Raw genomic sequence first — 23,940 nt, 5'->3', positions numbered from 1 at the left:
AGCGGCCCTCTCTCGGTGGCGTTCGCTCTGCAGGCCCCTCTCGGCGGGCCCGATGTCGGAGGTCGTCGATAGGCTCGTCGGGTGGCTCGTTCCGTGCGTATCGTCTCCGTCAACGTCAATGGCATCCGTGCCGCCGTCCGCAAGGGCATGGTCGAGTGGCTCGACGCCTCGGGCGCCGACATCGTCACTCTGCAAGAGGTGCGGGCCACCGCCGACCAGCTCGCCGAGGCCCTGCCGGGGTGGGAGATCGTCAACGACGAAGCCCTCGCGAAGGGGCGGGCGGGAGTCGCCATCATCAGCCGTCTGCCCGGCGTCGAGACCCGCACGCACCTCGGCCCCGAGCCGCTCGACGCGTCGGGCCGCTGGATCGAGACCGACTTCGACATCGATGGCGAGACCATCACCATCGTCAGCGCCTACGTGCACAGCGGCGAGGTCGACACCCCCAAGCAAGACGCGAAGTGGCTCTTCCTCGACGCGATGGAGCGTCGCCTCGCCGAGCTGAAGACCGAGCGCGAGCTGGCCCTCGTGACCGGCGACCTCAACGTGGGTCACCGCGAGCTCGACATCAAGAACTGGCGCGGCAACCGCAAGAACGCCGGGTTCCTCCCGCGCGAGCGTGCGTACTTCGACCGCTTCTTCGGCCCCGCGGGCGAGCAGGTCGAGGGCGTCGACGGCTCCACCGGCACGGGCCTCGGCTGGATCGACGTCGGCCGCCGCGCCATGGGCGAGGTCGACGGTCCGTACACGTTCTGGTCGATGCGCGGAAAGGCGTTCGACACCGACAGCGGCTGGCGAATCGACTACCACGTCGCCACGCCCGCCCTGGGCGAGCGCGTGACGTCGTACCGGGTCGACCGCGCCCCGTCGTACGACACCCGGTGGAGCGACCACTCCCCCGTGATCGTCGACTACACGCTCGGGCGCTGACACCGAGGGCTTCCCCGAGGACGCGGGGCGCCCGCGGCCCGGGGCGCGCGGGTGTCCGGCCCGGAGCGTCGGGGTGTCCGGCCCGGGGCGCGTCAGGCCCGCGACACCGGCATCCGGGTCGTCCTGCGCCGAGGGCGGTGTCCCAGATCGCCCGGCGGGCCGGGTGTCGGCATCCAGGAAACCGCTTCGACGGCAGGAACGTCCCGCGCACGCCGCCTAGGATCGTACGGTGACCACCGAGCGCCTCTACTCCGGAATGCAGCCCTCCGCCGACAGCCTTCAGATCGGCAACTACATCGGGGCTCTCCTGCAGTGGCGCGACCTCCAGGACCAGTACGACGCCTTCTTCTCGGTCGTCGACCTGCACGCCCTGACGCAGCCGGGCGACCCCGCCGAGCGCCGCGAGAAGACCCGCCGCACCGCCGCCCAGTACATCGCCGCCGGCATCGAGCCCTCGCGCTCGACGCTTTACGTGCAGTCGCACGTGCCCGCGCACGCCGAGCTGCAGTGGGTGCTGTCGACCCTCACGGGCTTCGGCGAGGCCGGGCGCATGACGCAGTTCAAGGACAAGTCGGCCCGCTACGGGACGGACGCCACCAACGTCGGACTCTTCACCTACCCGGTGCTGATGGCCGCCGACATCCTGCTGTACCAGACCGATGTCGTGCCCGTCGGCGACGACCAGAAGCAGCACATCGAGCTCACCCGCGACCTCGCCGAGCGCTTCAACCAGCGCTTCGGCGAGACCTTCACGGTCCCCAAGCCCGTGATCCAGCGCGAGACCGCCCGCATCTACGACCTGCAGAACCCCATGGCCAAGATGTCGAAGTCGGCCGAGTCCGACGCGGGCGTGCTGTGGCTTCTCGACGATCCCAAGGTCAGCGCGAAGAAGATCATGCGCGCCATGACCGACTCCGAGGGGTCAGTGCGCTTCGACCGCGAGGCGAAGCCCGGCGTCTCGAACCTGCTGGTCATCTACTCGGCCCTCACCGGCCGCGAGATCACCTCGATCGAAGACGAGTACGCCGGTCGCGGCTACGGCGACTTCAAGAAGGGCCTCGCCGAGGTCGTCGTGAACGAGTTCGAGCCGGTGCGCGCGCGGGCGATGGAACTGCTCGACGACCCCGCCGAGCTCGACCGCGTGCTCGCCGTGAACGCCGGCAAGGCGGCATCCGTCGCCGAGAAGACCCTCACCGACGTGTACGACCGCATCGGTCTGCTCCGCCGCGGCTGATCCTGCGTCTGTCCGACGCCCGCACGACTCTCCGAGTCGTGCGGGCGTTGCCGTTTCGGGGGGGGCTCGACGCGCGCGGCACAACTCCTGCAGATCCCGCCTCATCCACACCCTTCGCCCGCTTGAAGCCACGATGTGCAGGAGTTGTGCGCGCGACAACGGGCTCCCCGGATCACCGCCGATGACGGGACGCGAGGCCCGCGATCGCCGCCCGCACCATGTCCGGTTGGTACAGGATCTCCTCCGCGAGGAGGCGGAGAGTCGCGTAGCCTGCCGCGGCAGCGGCTCGATCGCGCCGGCGGTCCTCACGCTGGGCGTCCCAAGAGGAGTGGTGGGCCTTGCTGTCGCATTCGATGATGAGCCACCTCTCCACGACGAAGTCGACGCGACCGACGAGGGGAATTCGGACCTGGGTCTCCCACCTCAGACCAAGGCTGCGGAGCATGAGCCGCACGATCGTTTCAGGCCCGGATTCGGCTGTGGGGTCGACGAGCCGCTGGAGCGATCGGAATCTGCGCGGCAGCCGACTGAAGACATCCGCCACCTCGCGCTCCCCGATCAGACCGGAGCTCCACGCGCTGTCCAGCGAAGCCACAAGGCTCCGCGGCGGCTGACACTGGGCGGACTGTACGAGTGCCTCTGGGAGCGGCGCATGTACCTCTCGCGGTGCCGCGGAGCTCGATCGCCAATGCGCGCGGAGGTCCGGGCCCCGGTGTGGCAGACGGCTGGCCTCCCGATCGAATTGCACGTGCAGCCGCTGAGCGTCGTGGGCGAAAACGCCTCGCTCTCGGAGGAGGGAGAGGCAGTCGAGACGACCTCCGTGCTCCACCGCGCGCAGCACGTCTCGTGAACACTCGGCCGGCAGGTAGGCGTCGCGACGCGGACGAAGAAGCCGACCGTCGTCGATCGCGCGGGCGATCTCGGCACGGGTCAGGCCTCTGGCACGGAGGTCGCGATAGGAGGCGGAGGCGAGGGACATGCGTCCGAGAATTCCGTCTCGCGACGGGCCGGAACGGCCCAGGCAGACATCTGGGGATAAGTCGTACGGAGCGCGCGACACAACTCCTGCAGATCCGGTCCCCGCAGAAGCGGTATGGCCCTCAGCGGCCGATCTGCAGGAGCTATGCCATGAACACCCCCCGGTAGCGTGGCCGGATGGAACCGGAGATCCTGCGCACCGCACGCCTCGAGCTTTCGGCGCCGCGCGTGAACGACGTCGAGGCGATCCACGCGGAATGCCAGGATGCCGCGATCCAGAGGTTCACGACGGTGCCTGCGCCGTACCTCCCTGAGGACGCGGAGACGTTCGTCGAGTTGACGCGCGGGTGGTGGGCCGAGGGGTCGGAGGCGACCTGGGCGATCCGCCTCGAGGGGCGACTCGTCGGCATGGTGGGCCTGGCGAAGCTGCCCTCGGGCGGTCCCGAGATCGGCTACTGGGTGTCGCCGAGCGTGCGTGGGCGGGGGCTGGCGACCGAGGCCGCGCGCGCGGTCGTCGGCTGGGGCTTCGCGCTCGAGCGTCCGGCGATAGAGCGCATCGAGTGGCGCGCGGTCGTCGGCAACGCCGGCTCGGCACGCGTCGCGCGGGCGCTGGGATTCCGCTACGAGGGGCTTCTGCGGCACGCGCACGTGAACTTTCTCGGTCGTTCCGACCTCTGGGTCGGAGGGCTGCTGCGCGACGACGACCGCGCGCCCCAGCCCTGGCGGGTGCTCGAACCCTGACGCAAGGCCCCGTGCCGATGTCGGAGGTCGGTGGCACGATGGGCGCATGCCGGAGATGCCAGAGGTCGAGGGGCTCGTCGAATACCTGCGCGGGCGGGTGACGGGGCTGCGCGTCGACAAGGCCACCGTGTCGGCGATCAACGCGCTCAAGACGTACGACCCGCCGTTGACGGCCCTCGTCGGCGCGCGCATCACGGGCGTCGATCGCCACGGCAAGTTCGTCGACGTGGCGTCCGACGCCGGCATCCATCTCGTGTTCCATCTCGCCAAGGCGGGGTGGCTGCGCTGGTACGACGCCCTGCCCACGACGATCGTCAAGCCGGGCAAGACGCCGATCGCGCTGCGCGTGGGCTTCGACGATGGCTCGGGTTTCGACCTCACCGAGGCCGGCACGAAGAAGTCGCTCGCCGTGTACGCCGTGCGCTCCCCCGCCGAGGTGCCGGGCATCGCACGGCTGGGTCCCGATCCGCTGAGCGAGGGCTTCGACCGGGCGACGTTCGGCTCGCTGCTCGAGGGCCGTCGCACGCAGATCAAGGGCGTGCTGCGCGATCAGTCGATCGTCGCGGGGGTCGGCAACGCCTATTCCGACGAGATCCTGCACGCGGCCAAGATGTCGCCGTACGCCCTGGCCGCGAACCTGTCGGAGGCCGAGGTCGACCATCTCTACAGCGCGATGACGACGACGCTGGCCGAGGCGATCGACGCGGCACGCGGCAAGCCCCCGGCCGAGTTGAAGGACGCCAAGCGTCGCGGCATGCGCGTGCACGGACGCCGCGGCGAGGCGTGCCCGGTGTGCGGCGACGAGGTTCGCAGCGTGTTCTTCGCCGACAACTCCCTCGAGTACTGCCCCACCTGCCAGACCGGCGGCAAGCTGCTCGCCGACCGTCGACTGTCGCGACTGCTCAAGTGACCGCATCGCGAGACGCGGGGTGCGAGACGCAGCGCCGCGGGGGCCGGAGAGAGCGACCACGAAACGTCGCCGTATGACCGGGAATGAAACCGCGAGAGGCACGTTGAGTAGGATCAGAAGTGCAAAAACGTGCTCCGGGGTCGGTGAGAATCCGAACCGGCGGTGACAGTCCGCGAACCCCTCCGCTCACGCGGTGGGGCCGATCCGGTGGAATTCCGGGACCGACGGTGATGCGAGGGTGAGCCCTCGCTAGTCCGGATAGGAGGCAGCACGGACGGCGCGACACGCCTTCCCGCTGGCCCTGCCCCGACTCCGCGGGAAGGACAAGGAAATGGCATCCGCCGTCGAGATCGACGCCATGCGGCGAGCTCTGCAGCTCGCCCGGCGCGGCCCGCGCGGGCTCAACCCCCAGGTGGGCGCCGTGATCCTGTCGCCTGCGGGTGAGGTTGTCGCCGAGGGATTCCATCGCGGCGCCGGCACCGCCCACGCCGAGGTCGACGCGCTGTCGAAGCTCGCCCCCGGTGCCGCACAAGGCGCCACTGCCGTGGTGACCCTGGAGCCGTGCAATCACACCGGTCGCACCGGCCCGTGCGCTGTCGCGCTCATCGAGGCGGGCATCGCCCGCGTGGTCTACGCGCTCGACGACCCCACCGACGCGGCGGCCGGTGGAGCAGACCGCCTGCGCGCAGCCGGGGTCGACGTCGAGGCGGGACCCGAGGCGGATGCCGCCGAGGCGCTCGTCGCCGACTGGACGCACCTGCAACGCAGCGGCCGCCCGCACGTCATCGTGAAGTGGGCGCAGAGCCTCGACGGTCGCGCCGCGGCCGATGACGGCACGAGCCAATGGATCACCGGACCCGACGCCCGCCGCGACGTGCACGCGCGCCGCGCGCAGGCGGACGCGATCGTCGCCGGCACCGGCACCGTCCGTTCCGATGATCCGGCGCTGACCGCGCGAGCGGATGACGGGACGCTGCTCGAGGACCAGCCGATGCCGGTCATCATCGGCGAGAGCGAAACGGCTCCGGATGCCGCGGTGCGCCGCCACCCGCGCGACCCCCTGTTCTGCTCGACGCGCGACCTGCGCGCGGTGCTCGCCGATCTCGCCGAGCAGGGCGTGCAGCGCGTGTTCGTAGAGGGCGGGCCGACCCTCGCGAGCGCCTTCGTGCGCGAAGGCCTCGCCGACGAGCTGCTCGTCTACATCGCGCCCGTGTTGCTCGGCGGTTCGCGCCTCGCACTCGGAGACGTCGGCGTGCCGAGCATCGACGCGGCGAAGCGCCTGGCGGTGGCATCCGTCACCTCCCTCGGCGACGACCTGCTGATCGTCGCCCGCCCAGCCGAGACCGCACCCGAAAGCACCGAGACTGTGCCCGCGACCGCGGGCGAGAACGAAGGAGACGCCTGATGTTCACCGGAATCGTCGAAGAGATCGGGGCCGTCACGGCCGTCGAGCCCTCGGGCGACGGCGTGCGCCTGACGCTGCGCGCCCCCCTGTCGGTGTCGGACGCCGGCCACGGCGACTCGATCTCGGTGAGCGGTGTGTGCCTCACCGTCGTCGATCAGGGCGACGACTGGTTCACCGCCGACGTGATGAAGCAGACCCTCGACATGTCGACGCTCGCCGACGTCGCCCCGGGCCGCGCGGTCAACCTCGAGCGCGCGACCGCCGCGCACGGCCGCCTGGGCGGGCACATCGTGCAGGGCCACATCGACGGCACCGGTGTCGTGCGCGAGGTGCGGCCCGGAGCGCAGTGGAGCGTCGTGCGCGTCGGCATCCCGTCCCCCCTCGCCCCCCTCGTGGTCGACAAGGGGTCAATCGCGATCGACGGCGTCTCGCTCACCGTGAGCGCCGTGAGCGAAGCCTCCGAGCCCGAGCCGTGGCTGGAGGTCTCGCTCATCCCCGAAACCCTCGAGGCCACGACACTCGGCCGCGCCGAAGCCGGCACGCCCGTGAACCTCGAAACCGACATCCTGGCCCGTCATGTCCAGCGCATGCTCGCCTTCCGCACGACAGAGAATCCCGCGGCGACCGCCGCACAGACCGAGAGGGGCTCCCGATGAGCCTGTCCACCATCCCCGAGGCCCTGGAAGCCCTGCGTCAGGGGCGGCCGATCCTGGTCGCCGACGACGAGAACCGCGAGAACGAGGGCGACGTCATCATCTCGGCGCAGCTCGCGACCCCCGAGTGGCTCGCCTGGACCGTCCGCTGGTCCAGCGGTTACGTCTGCGCCCCCATGCCCGCCGAGTGGGCCGACCGTCTCGACCTGCCGCCCATGGTCGAGGTCAACCAGGACGCCCGCGGCACCGCGTACACGGTCAGCGTGGACGCGGCATCCGGAGTCACCACCGGGATCAGTGCCGCCGACCGCGCGCGCACCCTCAACGTGCTGTCCGACCCCGCGTCGGTTCCGACCAGCCTCATCCGTCCCGGACACGTGCTGCCGCTGCGCGCCGTCGATGGCGGCGTGCGCGAGCGCGCGGGGCACACGGAGGCCGCCGTCGATCTCATGCGCCTCGCGGGGCTCGAGCCCGTCGGTGCGATCGCCGAGGTCGTCGCCGAGGACGGCAGCATGATGCGCCTGCCCGGACTGTTCGAGCTCGGCGAGCGCGACGGCATCCCGGTCATCACGATCGAACAGCTCATCGGTCACCTCAACGAGACCGACCCGCTGCCCGCCACCGCGCCCGCCCGCCGCCGCGTGAGCCTGCGCGCCGAGTCGAACGTCCCCACCTCGCACGGCACCTTCCGCTTCCTCGCCTATAAGGACCGCATCACCGGCACCGACCACCTGGCGGTGGTCTCGGGCGACCTCACCGAGACGGCGCCCCTCGTGCGCGTGCACTCGGAGTGCCTGACGGGCGAGGCGTTCGGTTCGCTGAAGTGCGAGTGCGGGCCGCAGCTCGAGGCGGCTCTCGACACGATCGACCGCGACGGCGGCATCGTGATCTACATGCGCGGTCACGAGGGTCGCGGCATCGGCCTCATCAACAAGCTGCGCGCCTACAACCTGCAGGAGCGCGGCATGGACACCGTCGACGCCAACCTCGCCCTCGGCCTGCCCGCCGACGCGCGCGATTACGCCGCCGCCGCCGGCATCCTGACCGACCTCGGCGTCGAGAAGGTGCGGCTGCTGACGAACAACACCGACAAGGTCGCGCAGCTGCGCGGCTTCGGTCTCGATGTCGTCGAGCAGGTTCCGCTGCTCGTGGGCGTCGGCCCGAACAACCACCAGTACCTCGAGACGAAGCGCGACCGGATGGGTCACATCATCGCCGAGGACGACCTGCGCGATGCCCTCGCGCACATGAAGGAAGAGAGCGCCTGATGGCCGGCAGTGGAGCACCCGAGACCGGCGGCGTCGACGCGTCGGGCCTGAACGTCGTCGTGGTCGCGGGAACGTGGCACGAGGTCATCACGAACGGTCTGATCGCGGGCGCGAAGCGCGTGCTCGACGCGACCGGTGCGACCTACCGCGTCGTGCGCGTGCCCGGCTCGTTCGAGCTCCCCGTCGCCGCCAGCGCGGCATTCGAGGGCGGAGCGGATGCCGTGGTGGCCCTGGGCGTGATCATCCGGGGCGGCACGCCGCACTTCGAGTTCGTCTCGTCGGCGGCCACCGACGGTCTGACCCGCGTGGCCCTCGACGCCGGCAAGCCGGTCGGCTTCGGCGTGCTGACGCTGGACGACGAGCAGCAGGGCCTCGACCGTGCGGGGCTCGAAGGCTCCAAGGAGGACAAGGGCGAAGAGGCCGCGGATGCCGCGATCCGCACCGCCCTCGTTCTGCGGGAGCTGCGCGGCTGACGCGTCGTTCCTGACGGGCCCGGTGACCTCTGCGGTCGCCGGGCCCGTTCTCGTCCGAGGGGTGCGGGTGGCTGAGCCCGTCGACGCCACCGAGGTCCGCGCGTCGGGGCGCGCCCTTCGACAGCCTCAGGGCCGCTCGCGGGTCCGGGGCCGTGCGCGCGGGTCAGGAAGCGCCCGCGGTGAGGCCCCCCTTCCTGGCGGGTGACGCGCCGCGTCCCTACCCTGTCGGGTATGGAGATCCTGCGCAGCGTCGTCGTCCTCGTCCACCTCGTCGGCTTCGCCATCCTCTTCGGCGCGTGGGTCGTCGAGGCGGTCAGCCGCCGGGCGCGCGTCACCTCGTTGATGAACTACGCCCTCCTCATCTCCCTGGTCACGGGCCTGGCGCTCTCAGCGCCGTGGGGCCTCGATCACGAGCTCAACTACGCCAAGATCGGCATCAAGCTCGTTGTCCTGCTCGTCATCGGCGCACTGCTGGGCATCGGTTCGGCCCGACAGAAGCGCAACGGGTCGCTGTCGCCGGCGATCTTCTGGCCGATCGGCATCCTGGCTTTGCTCAACGCCGGTCTCGCGGTGATCTGGCACTGACGACGCCGCTCGTCGGCATCCACTCAGCACGCGCATAGACTGGAGGGTCTAACGCCCCCCACTCGGAGACGTTTCCGGTGCTCCCTCGCGCACCCGCTCACACACACACCCCCGTGATCGCGGCGCGCCACCGCTGCGCCCCACCCCGGACGCGATTGATCGACCTTCTCGTCAGGCAGTCATGACCACCTCCTCCCCCTCCACCCGATCCGCTGCGGCCCCCGCGAACCCCCGTTCGCGCGTCATCACCGCGAGCCTGATCGGCACCACGATCGAGTTCTACGACTTCTACGCGTACGCCACGGCTGCGGTCCTCGTCTTCCCGATCCTGTTCTTCCCGACCGGCAACGAGACCACCTCGCTGCTGCTGTCGTTCAGCGTCTTCGGCGCCGCGATGATCGCGCGCCCGCTGGGCGCCATCGTCTTCGGCCACTTCGGCGACCGCTTCGGCCGCAAGGCCACCCTCGTGGCATCCCTTCTCACCATGGGTGTGGCGACCTTCCTCATCGGCTGCCTGCCCACCTTCAACGAGATCGGCGTCTGGGCTGCGGTCCTGCTGCTGGTCATGCGTCTCGCGCAGGGCTTCGCACTGGGCGGCGAGTGGTCGGGCGCGGCGCTCGTCGCCACCGAGAACGCCCCGAAGGGCAAGCGCGCCCTGTTCGGCACCTTCCCGCAGCTGGGTGCCCCCATCGGCTTCATCATCGCCAACGGCGTCTTCCTGTTCATCAACTTCGCCCTCCCCCACCCCGACGGCACCGCGCAGCGCTCGGCGGAGTTCCTCGCGTGGGGCTGGCGCGTGCCGTTCCTGTTCTCGGCGGTGATGGTGATCGTCGGACTCTGGGTGCGCCTGCGACTGGTCGAGAGCGAATCGTTCGCGAAGGCCGAGAAGACCGGCGCCATCAAGAAGTTCCCGCTCGGCGAGGCCGTGCGTCGCAACTGGAAGCAGCTCATCCTCGGCACGTTCATCATGCTGGCGACGTACGTGCTCTTCTACCTGATGACGAGCTTCACGCTCTCGTACGGCATCAAGCCCACCCTCGAGGGGGCTCAGGCCGCCGCCGAGAAGGCGGGGACGGCGTTCAACGCGGCCGAGTTCGTACCGGGCCTGGGCTACGGCTACACCGACTTCGTGATCATGCAGATCATCGGCGTGGTGTTCTTCGGCATCTTCACGATGCTGTCGGGCCCGATCGCCGACCGGATCGGCCGTAAGCGCCTGCTCATCGGCGTCACGGCCGCGATCATCGTGTTCGGTCTGACGTTCTCGTTCTTCCTGGTGCCGCACGCCGACCCGGCGTTCACGCGCATCCTGGTGCAGTCGTTCCTCATCCTCGGCTTCATGCTCATGGGCGCGACCTTCGGGCCGATGGGCGCGGTGCTGCCGGAGCTCTTCCCGACCAACGTGCGCTACACGGGGTCGGCGATCTCGTACAACGTGTCGTCGATCCTCGGCGCGGCCCTCGCCCCGATCGTCGCTGTCGCGCTGTGGGCGGCCGGTGGCGGCAACCCGTGGCTCGTGGGCGTGTACCTCTCGGCGATGGGCGTGCTGACCCTCGTCGCACTCGTGCTCTCGCCCGAGACGAAGGACGTCGACTACGACGACAACCTCGCCGCGGGAGCGACCGCGCCGTAACGGGTTCGCTCTCGACACCGGATGCCACGGGGCCCAGGCCTCGTGGCATCCGTCGTTCGTGCCGCGGGCGGTCGGGTGGCGGGCCGGATTCCGGACAACCTGAGCGTTCGCGGCGTTGCGGTCCCGGATCGACAGGCGTGCGGCCATTCTCTCGGGAGTTTCGCACGTCATCGAGGGGACCGACCGGGGGTGTCGGTGGGGCGGGGTACGGTCGAAGCACCCCATTCCTTTCCCGAGGTGAGCATGTCGTTTTCCGCTCCCGCGCGTGGTCGGCGCGGCCGCCGCGCGCCCGAAGGCCCGCGCGCGTCGTTCCGTCAGCTGGTCCCCTTCCTGCTCGAGCACAAGCGGACGCTCGTCGTCGTCGCCATGCTCAGCGTGCTCGGCGCCGCCGCCACGCTCGCGCAGCCGCTGCTCGTCGGCGAGGTCATCTCGCGCGTGCAGAGCAGCGTCCCCCTCGGCGCCCTGGTGTGGCTGCTGGTGGCTTTCGTCGTGCTGTCGTCGGTCATCTCGGGCTTCCAGCACTACCTGCTGCAGCGCACCGGCACCGCCGTGGTCTTCTCGAGCCGGCGGCGACTCATCTCGCGCATCCTGCGCCTGCCGATCAGCGAGTTCGACGCGCGTCGCACGGGCGATCTCGTCTCGCGCGTGGGAACCGACACGACCCTGCTGTACGCGGTGCTCACCCAGGGCTTCGCGGATGCCGTGGGCAACGCCCTCATCCTCGTCGGCGCGGTCATCGCGATGGCCGTCATCGATCCGCTGCTGCTCGGGCTCATCATCGTGGTCGTCGGCGCCTCGCTCGCGGTGGTCGTGCTGCTGAGCACGCGGATCCGCTCGGCATCCGCCGATCAGCAGGCCAAGGTCGGCGAGCTGTCGTCGGGCGTCGAGCGCGCGGTCGGCTCCATCCGCACGATCCGCGCGTCGGGCGCGACCGAGCGCGAGATCGCGGCGGTGACCGAGAACGCCACGGCCGCGTACGCCGCGGGCGTGCGCATCGCGCGGGTGTCGGCGCTGATCGTGCCGATCGCCTTCGTCGCGCTGCAGGTGTCGCTGCTCGTCGTTCTCGGTGTCGGCGGGTACCGCGTGGCATCCGGCGCCATCGACGTCGCCGCGCTCGTCACGTTCGTGATCTTCCTCTTCCTGCTCGTGCAGCCTCTGGCCTCGGCGATCGGCGCGATCACCTCGGTCAACCAGGCGCTGGGGGCGCTGGGGCGCATTCAAGAGGTGCTCGACCTCCCCCTCGAAGACGACGCCGACCGTCCGTCGTCGCCTGCGGCGGTTCCGGATGCCGCGGCCCTCGCGTTCCGCGACGTGCACTTCCACTACCCCGACGACGTCGTGAAGGCGCGCGAGGCCGCCGCTGCCGAGGCCCGGTCCGTGTTGGAGCAGGCGCACCTCGAGCGGGCGGCCGACGAGACGGTCGCCGAGGTCGACGACGACCGCGACGTGCTGCGCGGGGTGTCGTTCGAGGTGCCGCGCGGATCGCGCGTCGCGCTCGTCGGGCCCTCAGGTGCGGGCAAGAGCACGATCCTCGCGCTCATCGAGCGGTTCTACGACCCGACGGAGGGAGCGATCCTCGTCGACGGCGTCGACGCCCGCGACCTCTCCCGCGGCGACCTGCGCGCGCGCTTCGGCTACGTCGAGCAGGACGCGCCGACCCTGGCCGGCACGATCGCCGACAACCTGCGACTCGCCTCGCCCGCGGCATCCGACGCCGACTGCGAGCGGGTGCTGCGCGCGGTCAACCTCGCCGATGTGCTCGAGCGCAGCCCGCTCGGCGTCGACGCTCCCGTGGGCGAAGACGGCGTCATGCTCTCGGGCGGAGAACGCCAGCGCCTCGCGATCGCCCGCGCGCTGCTGGCCGCTCCCCCGGTGCTGCTGCTCGACGAATCGACCTCGTCGCTCGACGGCGTGAACGAGCAGCGCATGCGCGAGGCGATCGACGCCGTCGCCACCGACCGCACCCTGCTCGTCATCGCGCACCGCCTGTCGACGGTCGTCGACAGCGACCTCATCGTGGTGCTCGACAAGGGCCGGGTCGTGGGTCGGGGCACGCACAGCGAGCTTGTGGCATCCACCCCGCTCTATCGCGACCTCGCGAAGCACCAGCTGTTGGTCTGAGCCGCGACCGCGGGTCAGTCGCCCGCGAGGGCGTCGATCGGCGACACCGCGGTGGCCAGGCGCGTGGGCGCGACGGCGGCGACGGCGGTGAGCAGTGCCGTCGCCACCGCGACGATGCCCACGGTCGCCCACGGGATCGCGGGTAGCACGAACGTCGGTGACGAGAACTCCGGCGGGACGCCGACCGAACCGAGCAGCGACTGCGCTCCCGCCCAGCCGTAGACCACGCCGAGCAAGAGCCCGAGGGCCACCGACGTCACGGTGAGGTGTGCGGCCTCGAGCAGCACCATGCGTCGGATCTGCGGGGCGGCGAAGCCGAGCGTGCGCAGGAGGCCGAGCTCCCGACGGCGCTGGATCACCCCGAGGGTCAGCAGGTTAACCAGGCCGACAGCGGCGATCACGGCCGACACGTCCACGAGCGACATCATGATCGCGGCGAAGGTGTCCATGAGCGACAGCAGTTCCTCCGGCGGTTCACCCCCGCCCGAGCTGATGAGCACCTCGCGAGCCGACTGCGACGCCACCGCGAACATCGTCACGAGCGTCACGCCCATCACGACGCCGATCGCCATGCGGCTCGATCTTTCGGGATAGCGCAGAGCGTTCTCTGCCGCGAGGCGCGCCTCGGCCGATCGGCCGAAGAGGCGTCCGGTCACCCGCAGCACGGGTGGCATGATCACCGTCGCGCCCAGGCTCAGTCCCGTGAACGAGAAGATGCCGCCCACGAACGCGACGACCACACCGAGCGGTGACAGCAGGCCCAGAGCCACACCGGCCGCCAGGACGAGGGAGCCGCCGAGGAAAAGGATCCCCGCGACGATGCGGCGGGCACGACCACCGACGGCCTCGCTCCGATTGCGCTCGGTCGCGCCCGAGATCGCCTCGAGCGGCGTCACCTCGAGAACCCGGCGCGAGCCGGCCCAGGCGGCGGCCCACGTCGTGAGGGTCACGATGACCGCGGGCGCGACGAGCACCGGCTGCAGGAGCGCGTACTCGACGTCGATCCCCCACACGGTGCGCGCCACCGGCAGCAGTGCAGCAGCGCCCGCAGTGCCGCCGATCAGGCCCACGGCCGCTCCGATGGCCCCCACCACGAGACCCTGTCGTGCGACCCGCACCCGCTCCGACCGCGCCGAGGCCCCGATCAGGCGCATCAGGGCGATCTGCCGGGTGCGCCCCGCGACGATGGTCGCGAATGTGGTGGTGGTGACGATCGCCGCGACGAACATCGCCACCCCCACCAGCAGTGCGCTGAGGATCGCCACGACCACCACGACGCTCTCGCGACCCGCGAGATACGGCGCCGCCAGCAGCCACGCGCCGATGAACCCCGTCGCGGCGATGAGCAAGGTGCCGAAGCCGCTCGAGATCGCGGCGACCAGCACCGAGGCGCCGAGACCGCGCTCCGCACGCGGCAGGGAGCGCGTCAGGCGGCGGGGGCGCGACGCGCGCACCGGCCGCTCGACGACGGCGCTCACGCCCCGACCTCCGACGACAGCATGTATGCCGAGATGGCCTCGGCGCTCTGGCGCGGAGTGTCGGCCATGACGCGGCCGTCGCCGAGGAAGATCACGCGGTCGGCGTGCGAGGCGGCCATCGGGTCGTGCGTCACCATCGCGATCGACTGCCCGTGCTCCCGACTCGCCGCAGCGAGCAACGCGAGCACCTCGCGGCCGGTGCGCGAGTCGAGGTTGCCGGTCGGCTCGTCGGCGAAGATCAGGTCGGGCTGCGTCGCCAGGGCTCGGGCGATGGCGACCCGCTGCTGCTGGCCACCCGAGAGCTCATGCGGACGGTGACGCAGGCGGCCACCAAGCCCCATCGACTCGACCAGCGCGTCGATGCGGCGTCGGGCCTCGGCAGAGGGCGACCGACCGGCCAGCTCGAACGGCAGGGTGATGTTGCCGAGCACGTCGAGCGTGGGCACGAGGTTGAACGACTGGAAGACGAACCCCACGCGCGACCGACGCAGCACCGTGAGGTCGAGGTCGCTGAGGCCCGTGATCTCGGTATCGCCGATGAACGCGCGGCCCGAGGTCGCGGCATCCAACCCCGCCATGACGTGCATGAGGGTGGACTTGCCCGAACCGGACGGCCCCATGATCGCGGTGAACTCGCCGCGTCGCAGGCCGATCGTCACGTCGTCGAGAGCGTGGACCCGCGATTCGCCGGCACCGAAGGTCTTCGTGAGGTTCTGCACCCGCGCGGCCATCGGCGCGGTGTCGAAAGAGTTCTGCTGCATGAACCCGACGCTACGAATCACTCCCGACCGGCGGCATCGGCCTGACGTCGTCTCGTCGTACATCCCGGGGATGACGCTGCACCAGCGGCGGGGTGAAATGCGTCTCGAGACGGACGGGGGTCATCCCCGCGGACGACGCCCCCGCGATCCCCACTCGGTCACGATCGACCCATGACATCGCACCGCTCGTCTCCCCTCCTCCTCGCGCTCGCCGTCGCCGCGGGCGGGAGCCTCACCCTCGCGTTGGCGGGATGCACCGGCATCCAAGAAGCCTTCTCTCAAGAGGTCACCACGGAGTTCCGCGATACGGCCGAGGTCGTCGCGCAGTCCGCGACGACCGTGCCCTGGCTGCCCGCCGACGCGACCGAGATCGTTCTGAAGACCAAGCGCGACGGCGAGGTCGCCGCAGCGATCGCGCGGAGCGGCTCCGCGCTCGATCCGGCCACCTGCCTCGAGATGGAGCGTCAGTCGGCTCCGACCGTGCACATCGACGACGCCCCCGACGTCTACGCGAAGGACCGAGTGTTCGCGTGCGGGGCGTGGTCGGTGATCGCCACGACCGACGGCTGGTACGGCTGGACGCCGAACAGCCCCGGCGAGAAGGAGAAATCGCCGGCGGCATCCTGAGCGGAAACACCGACGCCCCTCCCGCGCGCCAAGAACGGGAGGGGCGTCGATTCGAGGGCTGGCCCTGTCCGCACGAAACGGTGCGGAGGGCGAGCCGGTCTCAGGAGCGCTGCAGGCGGTAGCGCAGCGCGGCGAGCTCGGCGCGCAGGGCGGCCGGCAGGTGCGAACCGAAGGTGTCGTAGAACTCCTCGGTCAGGTCGGCCTCGGCGAGCCACGACGCGCGATCGATCGAGAACAACTCCTCGAGGTCGGCGGCGGGCAGGTCGAGACCCGACAGCTCGAGGTCTTCGACCTTGGGCAGGCGGCCGATCGGGCTGTCCACAGCATCCACCTGTCCGTCGACGCGGCGGATGATCCAGTCGATCACGCGGGCGTTGTCGCCGAAGCCGGGCCAGAGGAACCGGCCGTCGTCACCCTTGCGGAACCAGTTGACCTGGAAGATGCGCGGAGCGCGGTCGAAGCGGAGCTTCTGGCCGACCTTCAGCCAGTGGCCGAAGTAGTCGCCCATGTTGTACCCGCAGAAGGGCAGCATCGCGAACGGGTCGCGGCGCAGCTCTCCGACGGTGCCCTCCTGGGCGGCGGTCTTCTCGCTCGAGACCGTCGAGCCGATGAACACGCCGTGCGACCAGTCGGTCGCCTCGACGACCAGCGGCACGTTGGTGGCGCGACGACCGCCGAACAGGATGACGTCGAGGGGGACGCCCTCGGGGGCCTCCCAGTCCTCGGCGATCTGCGGGCACTGGGCGGCGCCGACCGTGAAGCGCGAGTTGGGGTGCGCGGCGGGGCGGCCCGACGCGGGCGTCCAGGCGTTGCCCTCCCAGTCGATGAGGTGCGGGGGCGCCTCGTCGGTCAGGCCCTCCCACCACACGTCGCCGTCGGGGCGGAGCGCGACGTTGGTGAAGATCGTGTTGCCCCAGAGCGTCTCGATCGCGGTGACGTTCGTCGACTCGCCGGTGCCGGGTGCGACGCCGAAGAAGCCGGCCTCGGGGTTGATGGCCCACAGGCGTCCGTCTTCACCCGGGCGGATCCACGTGATGTCGTCGCCGAGCGTCTCGACGCGCCAGCCGGGGATCGTCGGGCGAAGCATCGCGAGGTTCGTCTTGCCGCAGGCCGAGGGGAACGCGGCGGCGACGTGGTACGCCTTGCCCTTCGGGTCGATGACGCGGATGAGCAGCATGTGCTCGGCGAGCCAGCCCTCGTCACGGCCGATGACCGAGGCGATGCGCAGGGCGAAGCACTTCTTCGCGAGGATCGCGTTGCCGCCGTAGCCCGAGCCGAACGACCAGACCTCGAGGGTGTCGGGGAAGTGGACGATGTACTTCTCGTCGTTGCAGGGCCACGCGACATCCTGCTCGCCCGGGGCGAGGGGCGCACCGACCGAGTGGACCGTCTTGACCCACGGCGCACCGCCTGCGATCTGCTGCGTGACCGAGGTGCCCACGCGGGTCATCACGCCGATGGATGCCACGGCGTAGGCGCTGTCGGTGATCTGCACGCCGATGTGGCTCAGGGGCCCGCCGACCGCGCCCATCGAGAACGGCACGACGTACATGGTGCGACCGCGCATCGAGCCCTCGAAGACGCCGTCCAGGGTCTCGCGGATCTCGGCGGGGGCGATCCAGTTGTTCGTGGGACCGGCGTCTTCTTCGCGGTTCGAGGCGATGTACGTGCGCGACTCGAGGCGCGCGACGTCGCCGGGGTGCGAGCGGGCGAGGTACGAACCGGGACGCCACTCGGGGTTGAGCTTGATGAGCTTGCCCTCGTCGACCATCTCGCGCAGCAGGGCGTCGTTCTCGGCGGCCGAGCCGTCGACCCAGTGGATGCGGTCGGGCTGGGTGAGGGCGGCGACCTGGTCGACCCACGCGGTGAGGGCGGCGAGGCCGGGGCCTTCGACGACGGGGCGTTCCCCGTGGCCGGCGCGAGCCACGCGGCCCGCACGGGTGACGGGCGCGGCGGTGCGCGGGGTGGAGTTGAAGATGTCGGCGAGTGCCATGTCGTTCTCCTCGGTTGAGAGCGAAATCGGTGGTCTTCCTCCATGTTGGGCGCGCGAGCGACTTCTTTCCGAGAAATTTGCCCGTAAGAATCCATGATCTTTCGATATGGTCAAGGAATGGCATCGTCGTTCGAACTCACGACCCTGGGGCACCGCATCCGGCACCACCGACTCGCGCGCGGCTACACCCTCGACGAGCTCGGTGCGATGGTCGGCGTCGCCGGCAGCCAGCTGAGCCTCATCGAGAACGGCAAACGCGAACCGAAGCTCTCCCTCCTGCAGGAGATCGCGCGGGCCACCGAGACCGAGGTCACCGAGCTCCTCTCACGGGAGCCCCCGAACCGCCGGGCGGCCCTCGAGATCGAGCTCGAGCGGGCCCAGACCAGTCCGTTCTTCCGGCAGCTCGGCATCCCTCCCGTCAAAGTGACCAAGGGAACGAGCGACGACACGATCGAGGCCGTGCTGGGACTGCACCGCGAACTGCAACGGCGCGAGCGCGAGACGATCGCGAGCCCCGAAGAAGCCCGCCGCGCCAACACGGAGCTGCGCCTGCGCATGCGGGAGATGTCGAACCACCTGCCCGAGATCGAACGTCTCGCCGAGAAACAGCTCAAGGCCGCGGGGCACTCGACCGGCGCCCTCACCCACCGCACGGTGAGCATCATGGCGGAACAGCTGGGCTTCGAACTCATCTACGTCAGCGACCTGCCGCACTCGGCGCGCTCGGTCACCGATCTCGAGAACGGGCGCATCTACCTGCCTCCCGCGTCGATCCCGGGCGGCCACGGCCTGCGGTCGATGGCTCTGCAAGCGATGGCGCACCGTCTGCTCGGACACCGCCCGCCCACCGACTACGCCGACTTCCTGCAGCAGCGCCTCGAGATCAACTACTACGCCGCCTGCTGCCTCATGCCCGAGACGAGCTCGGTCGCCTTCCTCACACAGGCGAAGAAGGACCGCAACCTCGCCGTCGAGGACTTCCGCGACGCGTTCGGGGTGACCCACGAAGCAGCCGCCATGCGCATGACGAACCTGATGACCGTGCACCTCGGCATCCGCCTACACTTCATGCGCGTCGACGGCGACGGTGCGATCTCGCGCGTCTACGAGAACGACGACCTCCCCCTGCCCACCGACGTCACCGGCTCGGTGGAAGGGCAGATCGTGTGCAAGAAGTTCTCGGCGCGGTCCGCCTTCGACGAGCACAACCGCACCACCGAGCACTACCAGTACACCGACACTCCCGCCGGAACCTACTGGTGCTCGAGCCAGACGGGAACGACCTCGAACGGCGACTTCTCGATCACCGTGGGCGTGCCGTTCGACGACGCCCGGTGGTTCCGCGGACGCGAGACCACGAAGCGGGGCGTCTCGCACTGCCCCGACGAGTCGTGCTGCCGCCGCCCCGACACCGAAGCCGCGGAGCGCTGGTCGGGCAAGGCCTGGCCGAGCGCCCGCGTGCACCAGTACATGTTCTCGCCGCTCCCCCGCGGCATGTTCCCCGGCGTCGACGACGCGGAGGTCTTCGCGTTCCTCGACCGCCACGCGGACGGCTGACGCCGGCGGAGGCGGCACAACTCCTGCAGGATCCGCCGGATCGCAGCCGAGAGAGGCGCGAAAGGAAGGCATTGCAGGAGTTGTGCACGGGTGACCGCCGAGACGCCTGGATGCCGGCGCCCCGGCGAACCCGAACAACGCGGCGAATCCGCAGCACACCTCCTGCAGGGCTGACGGGATAGAGCCGAACGGGGGCCGAACCGACGGATGTGCAGGAGTTGTGCACGGGCGACTGCGCGGATGCCACGACCCCGGGGCCCTCGCGGGGCGCCGGGGTCGTGGCATCCGGTGTCTGGTCCTGCCCGATCAGGCGTAAGGGTTGGCCGTCAGCGTGTACTTGGTCTGCAGGTACTCGTGGATGCCCTCGTCGCCGCCCTCGCGGCCGAGGCCCGACTGCTTCCACCCGCCGAAGGGGGCCGCGGCGTTCGAGACGACGCCGACGTTGAGGCCCATCATTCCGGTCTCGAGCTTGTCGATCATGCGCTGACCGCGCGCGAGCGACTCGGTGAAGACGTACGAGACGAGGCCGTACTCGGTGTCGTTGGCGAGGCGCACGGCGTCGTCCTCGTCGTCGAAGGGGATGATCGCGAGAACGGGTCCGAAGATCTCCTCGCGGAGGATGTCGCTGCCCGGCTGCACGTCGGCCACGACAGTGGGCTCGAAGAAGGTGCCGGGGCCGTCGATGGGCGAGCCGCCCACGGTGACCTTCGCGCCACGCTCGACGGCGTCGCCCACGAGGGTCTTGGCCTTGTCGACCGCGCGGTCGTCGATGAGGGGTCCGATCTGCACGCCCTCCTCGGTGCCGCGACCGATCTTCATGCCCTGCACGCGCTCGGTGACGCGGCGGGTGAACTCCTCGACGACGCTGCGCTGCACGATGAATCGGTTGGCGGCGGTGCAGGCCTGGCCGATGTTGCGGAACTTCGCGAGCATCGCCCCCTCGACCGCCTTGTCGAGGTCGGCGTCGTCGAACACGACGAACGGCGCGTTGCCGCCGAGCTCCATCGAGGTGCGCAGCACGCCGGGCGCGGCCTGCTGCAGCAGCTTCACGCCGACCGGGGTCGAGCCCGTGAACGAGAGCTTGCGCAGACGCGGGTCGGAGATGATGCGCTCCGAGACCGGGCCGGTGTTGGTGGTGGTCACGACGTTGACGACGCCGGCGGGGAGTCCTGCGTCCTGCAGGATCTGCGCGAAGAACAGCGTCGTGAGCGGCGTCAGGGTCGCGGGCTTGATGACGACCGTGCAGCCGGCGGCGAGCGCGGGCGCGATCTTGCGCGTCGCCATCGCGAGGGGGAAGTTCCACGGGGTGATGAGGTAGCACGGGCCCACGGGGTGCTGCGAGACGATCATGCGACCGGTGCCCTCGGGGTTGGCGCCGTAGCGACCCTGGGTGTGCGCGGTGACCTCGCTGAACCAGCGGAGGAACTCCCCGCCGTAGCCCACCTCTCCGCGAGCCTCGGCGAGGGGCTTGCCCATCTCGAGGGTCATCAGCAGAGCGATGTCCTCCTTGCGCTCCTGCAGCAGGTCGAACGCGCGGCGGAGGATCTCGGCGCGCTCGCGCGAGGGGGTCGCGGCCCACGACGGGAAGGCGTCGGCCGCGGCATCCATCGCCGCGATGCCGTCGTCGACGGTCGCGTCGGCGATCTGGTGGATGACCTCACCGGTGGAGGGGTCGTTGACGGCGACGGTCGCGCCGCCCGTGGCGGGGCGCCACTCCCCGTTGATCAGCAGGCCGGTGGGTACGGATGCCAGCAGCTCGCTCTCGCGCGAATCGGTCATGAATCCTCCTGGATCGATGCGGGGGTGTCCCGCCCATTCTCGTCAGCACACGGGGGTGCGCCGATATACGTGGCGTACAAACGGGGTGGCGTGCTTGCCGCCGTGGCCAGCCCTCCCCGGCGCACGTCGCCGCCCCGTCAGCGCGCGGTCGCCGCCGCCGGCTCCGCCATCGCCCCGGCGAGAAAGCGCTCGAGGCCGGCCGGGTCGGTCAGCGGCAGCACGTGCGCCACGTACTGGTCGGGGCGCACGAGCACCACCGCCCCCTCCGGGCCGATGCCGCGCTCCGCGAAGATGTCGGCGGTCGTCCAGGCCGACGGTGCGGCGGCGAAGACCTTCTCGAGATCGGTCAGGCCCAGCGGCCCCGAGCGCGGGCGGAAGAGCGCGGGCGCGTCGACGACGTCCTCCCATCGGCCGGGGAACACCGCCTTCACGTCGAACACCGCGTCGAGGTCGGCCCCCGTGGGCGTGAACCGCTCGACGATCTCCTGCGCGGCTTCGGCCCAGGCGCGCAGGGCCGAGCCGTCGACATCCGCGAAGGCGTACACGCGCCACCGGCCATCGGCCTTCGCCTGATGGCCGAGGTGCACGGCGTTGCCGTCGCACACCCGCACGACCTCGACGCTCTTGAAGCGCTTGCCGACCGGGAATCCGGATGCCAGGTCCTGAGCGGGCGCGTCGGAGGTGATCGCCGAGGGGGCGTACTGCGTCATGAATCCCGAGGGGAACTCGGCCGTGGCCAGGTAGTAGGTCGACAGCTCCGCGGGGTCGGTGATCTCGCCGGGCTTGCGCGCCATGAGCGATGACCACTCCCGGTCGAAGTCGATGAGCTGCTGGGCCACCGGGCGCCGCTCGTCGTCGTAGGTGCGCAGCAGATCGGCGGGAGCCAGGCCGGTCAGCACGTGACCGAGCTTCCAGCCGAGGTTGAACCCGTCCTGCATCGACACGTTCATGCCCTGGCCCGCCTTGGCGCTGTGGGTGTGGCAGGCGTCGCCGGTGAGGAAGACGCGCGGGCTGTCGAGGTCGTCGACGAACTGGTCGGTCACCCGGTGGCCCACCTCGTACACGCTGTGCCAGGCGACCTGCTTCACGTCGATCGAGTAGGGGTGCAGGATCACGTTCGCCCGGCGGATCACCTCGTCGATCGGGGTCTGCCGCACGCGGTGGTCGTCGTCGGCCGCGACCTCGCCGAGGTCGATGTACATGCGGCTGAGGTAGCCGCCCTCGCGCGGGATGTGCAGGATGTTGCCCGCCGCGGCGTTGATCGCGCACTTGATGCGCCAGTCGGGGAAGTCGGTCTCGACGAGCACGTCCATCACGCCCCACGCGTGCCGGGCCGCAGCGCCGACGTGGGTGCGGCCGATCGCCTGGCGCACGCCGCTGCGGGCACCGTCGCATCCGGCGACGTACTTCGCGTGGATCGTGCGCTCCCCTTCGTCCGTGCGGACGCGCACCTCAACGGGGTACTCCCCCGCACCGACCTCGAGGCCGAGGAACTCCACGCCGTAGTCGGGGCGGATGCGCGCGGGGCCGTCGGCCGCGGCCTCGGCGAAGTAGTCGAGCACGCGGGCCTGGTTCACGATGAGGTGCGGGAACTCGCTGATCTTGAAGCCGTAGTCCTCGGTGCGGGTCGTGCGCACGATCTTGGCGGGATCCTCGGGGTCGGGCGCCCAGAAATTCATCCAGCCGATGTTGTACGCCTCGGCGGTGATGCGGTCGGCGAAGCCGAACGCCTGGAACGTCTCGACGCTGCGCGGCTGGATGCCGTCGGCCTGACCCAGCGGCAGACGCCCCTCGCGCTTCTCGATGAGACGCGTGGTGAGCTGGGGGAATTGCGACATCTGCGCGGCCAGCAGCATGCCGGCGGGTCCGGAGCCCACGATCAGCACGTCGACCTCGTCGGGCAGGCGCTCGGGCCGGTCGAGGCCGGTGCCCGCGGCGTTCTGCACGCGCGGATCGCCCGAGACGTAGCCGTGGTGGTGGAACTGCATCGTTTCTCCTGACGTCGATGTCGAGGTTGCCCCGCGAGACGGTGTGTTCTATATTCGAACTCAGCGTTCCGCTATCGAACGAGAGGTTAGCCGAGCCATGACGCCGCGGCAAGACTCCTCCCCCGCCTCGCAGACGCTGAGTCGCGGCATCCGCCTCCTCGAAACCCTCGCCGACGCCCGCACTCCGCTCACGATCGACGAGCTCGCGGGGCGCGTCGACCTGCACCGCTCCGTGGCCTACCGACTGCTGCGCACGCTCGAAGACCACGGCCTCGTCACCCGCGACGCCGCGGGAGCGGTGCGCCTCGGCACGGGCCTCGCCGCGCTCGCCGCCGGCGTGGCCGCCGACCTGCAGTCCGAGGCCCTGCCCGAACTCACCGCGGCCGCCAACGATCTCGGCATGACGTGCTTCCTCGTGGTGCTCGATCACGACGAGTGCGTGACCCTCGCGAGCGTCGAACCCCGGCACACGGTGACGGCGGTGGCGCAGCGGCCCGGGTCGCGGCATCCGGTCACCCGAGGCGCTCCCGGTCGGGCGATCCTCGCGCAGCTCCCGCCGCGTCGGTGGCCCGACGACGTCGACGCGCGGTTGGCGTCGGAGGTGGCGGATGCCGCGGAGCGCGGCTGGGCGCGTAGTCACGACGAGGTGATCCCGACGCTCCGCGCGGTGGCGGTCCCCCTGCAGGTGCAGGGCCGCGAGCCCGCGGCGGTCGCCGCCGTGCACGTGTCGACCGATCTCGACGACGCCGCGATCGCGGTGCGGCTCGAGGCGGCGGCATCCGCGATCCGGGCGGCGCTGTAGGTCGGCCGCGCGATCGTATATGAT

General features: G+C 70.6%; 20 protein-coding genes and 1 riboswitch. Of the genes, 14 read left to right on the top strand and 6 right to left on the bottom strand.

What is annotated here, in order from left to right:
* Window positions 1-81 precede the first annotated feature (81 nt).
* Window positions 82-930 (top strand): exodeoxyribonuclease III, encoded by an 849-nt coding sequence (locus BLS25_RS00465; protein WP_056226738.1) that lies wholly within the window; start codon window positions 82-84, stop codon window positions 928-930.
* A 229-nt stretch (window positions 931-1,159) separates the two neighbouring features.
* The gene (trpS, locus tag BLS25_RS00460; protein ID WP_074694071.1) at window positions 1,160-2,164 is read left to right on the top strand and encodes a tryptophan--tRNA ligase; all 1,005 of its coding nucleotides are present in this window, start codon (window positions 1,160-1,162) and stop codon (window positions 2,162-2,164) included.
* Between the two features lie 172 nt (window positions 2,165-2,336).
* Here trpS and BLS25_RS17080 read toward each other — a convergent pair whose 3' ends face one another.
* Window positions 2,337-2,609: a DUF559 domain-containing protein gene (locus BLS25_RS17080; RefSeq protein WP_235556944.1), complete on the bottom strand. Its 273-nt coding sequence runs from the start codon at window positions 2,607-2,609 to the stop codon at window positions 2,337-2,339.
* A gap of 710 nt (window positions 2,610-3,319) precedes the next feature.
* Between BLS25_RS17080 and BLS25_RS00450 the strand changes: the two genes are divergently transcribed.
* The 9 genes from BLS25_RS00450 (at window position 3,320) to BLS25_RS00410 (ending at window position 12,931) form a co-directional block, all read left to right on the top strand.
* Window positions 3,320-3,883: a GNAT family N-acetyltransferase gene (locus BLS25_RS00450; RefSeq protein ID WP_074694069.1), complete on the top strand. Its 564-nt coding sequence runs from the start codon at window positions 3,320-3,322 to the stop codon at window positions 3,881-3,883.
* Window positions 3,884-3,929: 46 nt separating this feature from the next.
* Complete coding sequence (locus BLS25_RS00445; protein WP_074694068.1) at window positions 3,930-4,793, top strand: Fpg/Nei family DNA glycosylase; 864 nt, start codon at window positions 3,930-3,932, stop codon at window positions 4,791-4,793.
* 126 nt (window positions 4,794-4,919) lie between these two features.
* Window positions 4,920-5,068: riboswitch (FMN riboswitch) on the top strand.
* 56 nt (window positions 5,069-5,124) lie between these two features.
* Window positions 5,125-6,198, top strand: a complete 1,074-nt coding sequence (gene ribD / locus BLS25_RS00440; RefSeq protein WP_056226730.1) for a bifunctional diaminohydroxyphosphoribosylaminopyrimidine deaminase/5-amino-6-(5-phosphoribosylamino)uracil reductase RibD — start codon at window positions 5,125-5,127, stop codon at window positions 6,196-6,198.
* Window positions 6,198-6,854 (top strand): riboflavin synthase, encoded by a 657-nt coding sequence (locus BLS25_RS00435; RefSeq protein WP_056226728.1) that lies wholly within the window; start codon window positions 6,198-6,200, stop codon window positions 6,852-6,854. The genes ribD and BLS25_RS00435 overlap by 1 nt, the downstream gene beginning before the upstream one ends.
* Entirely contained in the window at window positions 6,851-8,119 is a 1,269-nt protein-coding gene (locus BLS25_RS00430; protein ID WP_074694067.1) for a bifunctional 3,4-dihydroxy-2-butanone-4-phosphate synthase/GTP cyclohydrolase II, read from the top strand. The genes BLS25_RS00435 and BLS25_RS00430 overlap by 4 nt, the downstream gene beginning before the upstream one ends.
* The gene (ribH, locus tag BLS25_RS00425; protein WP_056226723.1) at window positions 8,119-8,592 is read left to right on the top strand and encodes a 6,7-dimethyl-8-ribityllumazine synthase; all 474 of its coding nucleotides are present in this window, start codon (window positions 8,119-8,121) and stop codon (window positions 8,590-8,592) included. Before BLS25_RS00430 ends, ribH begins: the two co-directional genes overlap by 1 nt.
* 231 nt (window positions 8,593-8,823) lie before the next feature.
* Complete coding sequence (locus tag BLS25_RS00420; RefSeq protein ID WP_056226721.1) at window positions 8,824-9,177, top strand: hypothetical protein; 354 nt, start codon at window positions 8,824-8,826, stop codon at window positions 9,175-9,177.
* A 181-nt stretch (window positions 9,178-9,358) separates the two neighbouring features.
* A complete protein-coding gene (locus BLS25_RS00415) occupies window positions 9,359-10,810 on the top strand; it encodes an MFS transporter (protein ID WP_056226719.1) in 1,452 nt (483 codons plus the stop codon).
* A 243-nt stretch (window positions 10,811-11,053) separates the two neighbouring features.
* On the top strand, window positions 11,054-12,931 hold the full coding sequence (locus BLS25_RS00410; protein ID WP_056226717.1) for an ABC transporter ATP-binding protein: 1,878 nt from the start codon (window positions 11,054-11,056) through the stop codon (window positions 12,929-12,931).
* Window positions 12,932-12,945: 14 nt separating this feature from the next.
* Here BLS25_RS00410 and BLS25_RS00405 read toward each other — a convergent pair whose 3' ends face one another.
* Together BLS25_RS00405 and BLS25_RS00400 are read right to left on the bottom strand one after the other, a co-directional pair.
* On the bottom strand, window positions 12,946-14,409 hold the full coding sequence (locus BLS25_RS00405; RefSeq protein ID WP_081349631.1) for an ABC transporter permease: 1,464 nt from the start codon (window positions 14,407-14,409) through the stop codon (window positions 12,946-12,948).
* Complete coding sequence (locus BLS25_RS00400) at window positions 14,406-15,170, bottom strand: ABC transporter ATP-binding protein (RefSeq protein ID WP_074694380.1); 765 nt, start codon at window positions 15,168-15,170, stop codon at window positions 14,406-14,408. The genes BLS25_RS00405 and BLS25_RS00400 overlap by 4 nt, the downstream gene beginning before the upstream one ends.
* A 171-nt stretch (window positions 15,171-15,341) precedes the next feature.
* On the opposite strand from BLS25_RS00400, the gene BLS25_RS00395 reads away from it, so the two are divergent.
* The gene (locus tag BLS25_RS00395) at window positions 15,342-15,797 is read left to right on the top strand and encodes a hypothetical protein (RefSeq protein ID WP_056226713.1); all 456 of its coding nucleotides are present in this window, start codon (window positions 15,342-15,344) and stop codon (window positions 15,795-15,797) included.
* A 100-nt stretch (window positions 15,798-15,897) separates the two neighbouring features.
* On the opposite strand, the gene BLS25_RS00390 is transcribed toward BLS25_RS00395, so the two are convergent.
* Window positions 15,898-17,790, bottom strand: a complete 1,893-nt coding sequence (locus BLS25_RS00390) for a phosphoenolpyruvate carboxykinase (GTP) (RefSeq protein ID WP_074694066.1) — start codon at window positions 17,788-17,790, stop codon at window positions 15,898-15,900.
* Between the two features lie 117 nt (window positions 17,791-17,907).
* On the opposite strand from BLS25_RS00390, the gene BLS25_RS00385 reads away from it, so the two are divergent.
* Window positions 17,908-19,347 (top strand): XRE family transcriptional regulator, encoded by a 1,440-nt coding sequence (locus BLS25_RS00385; RefSeq protein WP_056226709.1) that lies wholly within the window; start codon window positions 17,908-17,910, stop codon window positions 19,345-19,347.
* 306 nt (window positions 19,348-19,653) lie between these two features.
* Here BLS25_RS00385 and BLS25_RS00380 read toward each other — a convergent pair whose 3' ends face one another.
* Together BLS25_RS00380 and BLS25_RS00375 are read right to left on the bottom strand one after the other, a co-directional pair.
* Window positions 19,654-21,126, bottom strand: coding sequence for an NAD-dependent succinate-semialdehyde dehydrogenase (locus BLS25_RS00380; RefSeq protein ID WP_074694065.1), 1,473 nt, complete (start codon window positions 21,124-21,126; stop codon window positions 19,654-19,656).
* Window positions 21,127-21,263: 137 nt separating this feature from the next.
* Window positions 21,264-23,114 (bottom strand): FAD-dependent monooxygenase, encoded by a 1,851-nt coding sequence (locus tag BLS25_RS00375; RefSeq protein WP_074694064.1) that lies wholly within the window; start codon window positions 23,112-23,114, stop codon window positions 21,264-21,266.
* 97 nt (window positions 23,115-23,211) lie between these two features.
* On the opposite strand from BLS25_RS00375, the gene BLS25_RS00370 reads away from it, so the two are divergent.
* Window positions 23,212-23,916: an IclR family transcriptional regulator gene (locus tag BLS25_RS00370; protein WP_074694063.1), complete on the top strand. Its 705-nt coding sequence runs from the start codon at window positions 23,212-23,214 to the stop codon at window positions 23,914-23,916.
* Window positions 23,917-23,940: the final 24 nt, after the last annotated feature.

The sequence above is a fragment of the Microbacterium testaceum StLB037 genome (assembly GCF_900104345.1).
GTDB lineage: Bacteria > Actinomycetota > Actinomycetes > Actinomycetales > Microbacteriaceae > Microbacterium > Microbacterium testaceum_A.
The sequence above is the reverse complement of the archived record's forward strand: the minus strand, read 5'-3'. Positions and strand labels throughout refer to the sequence as shown.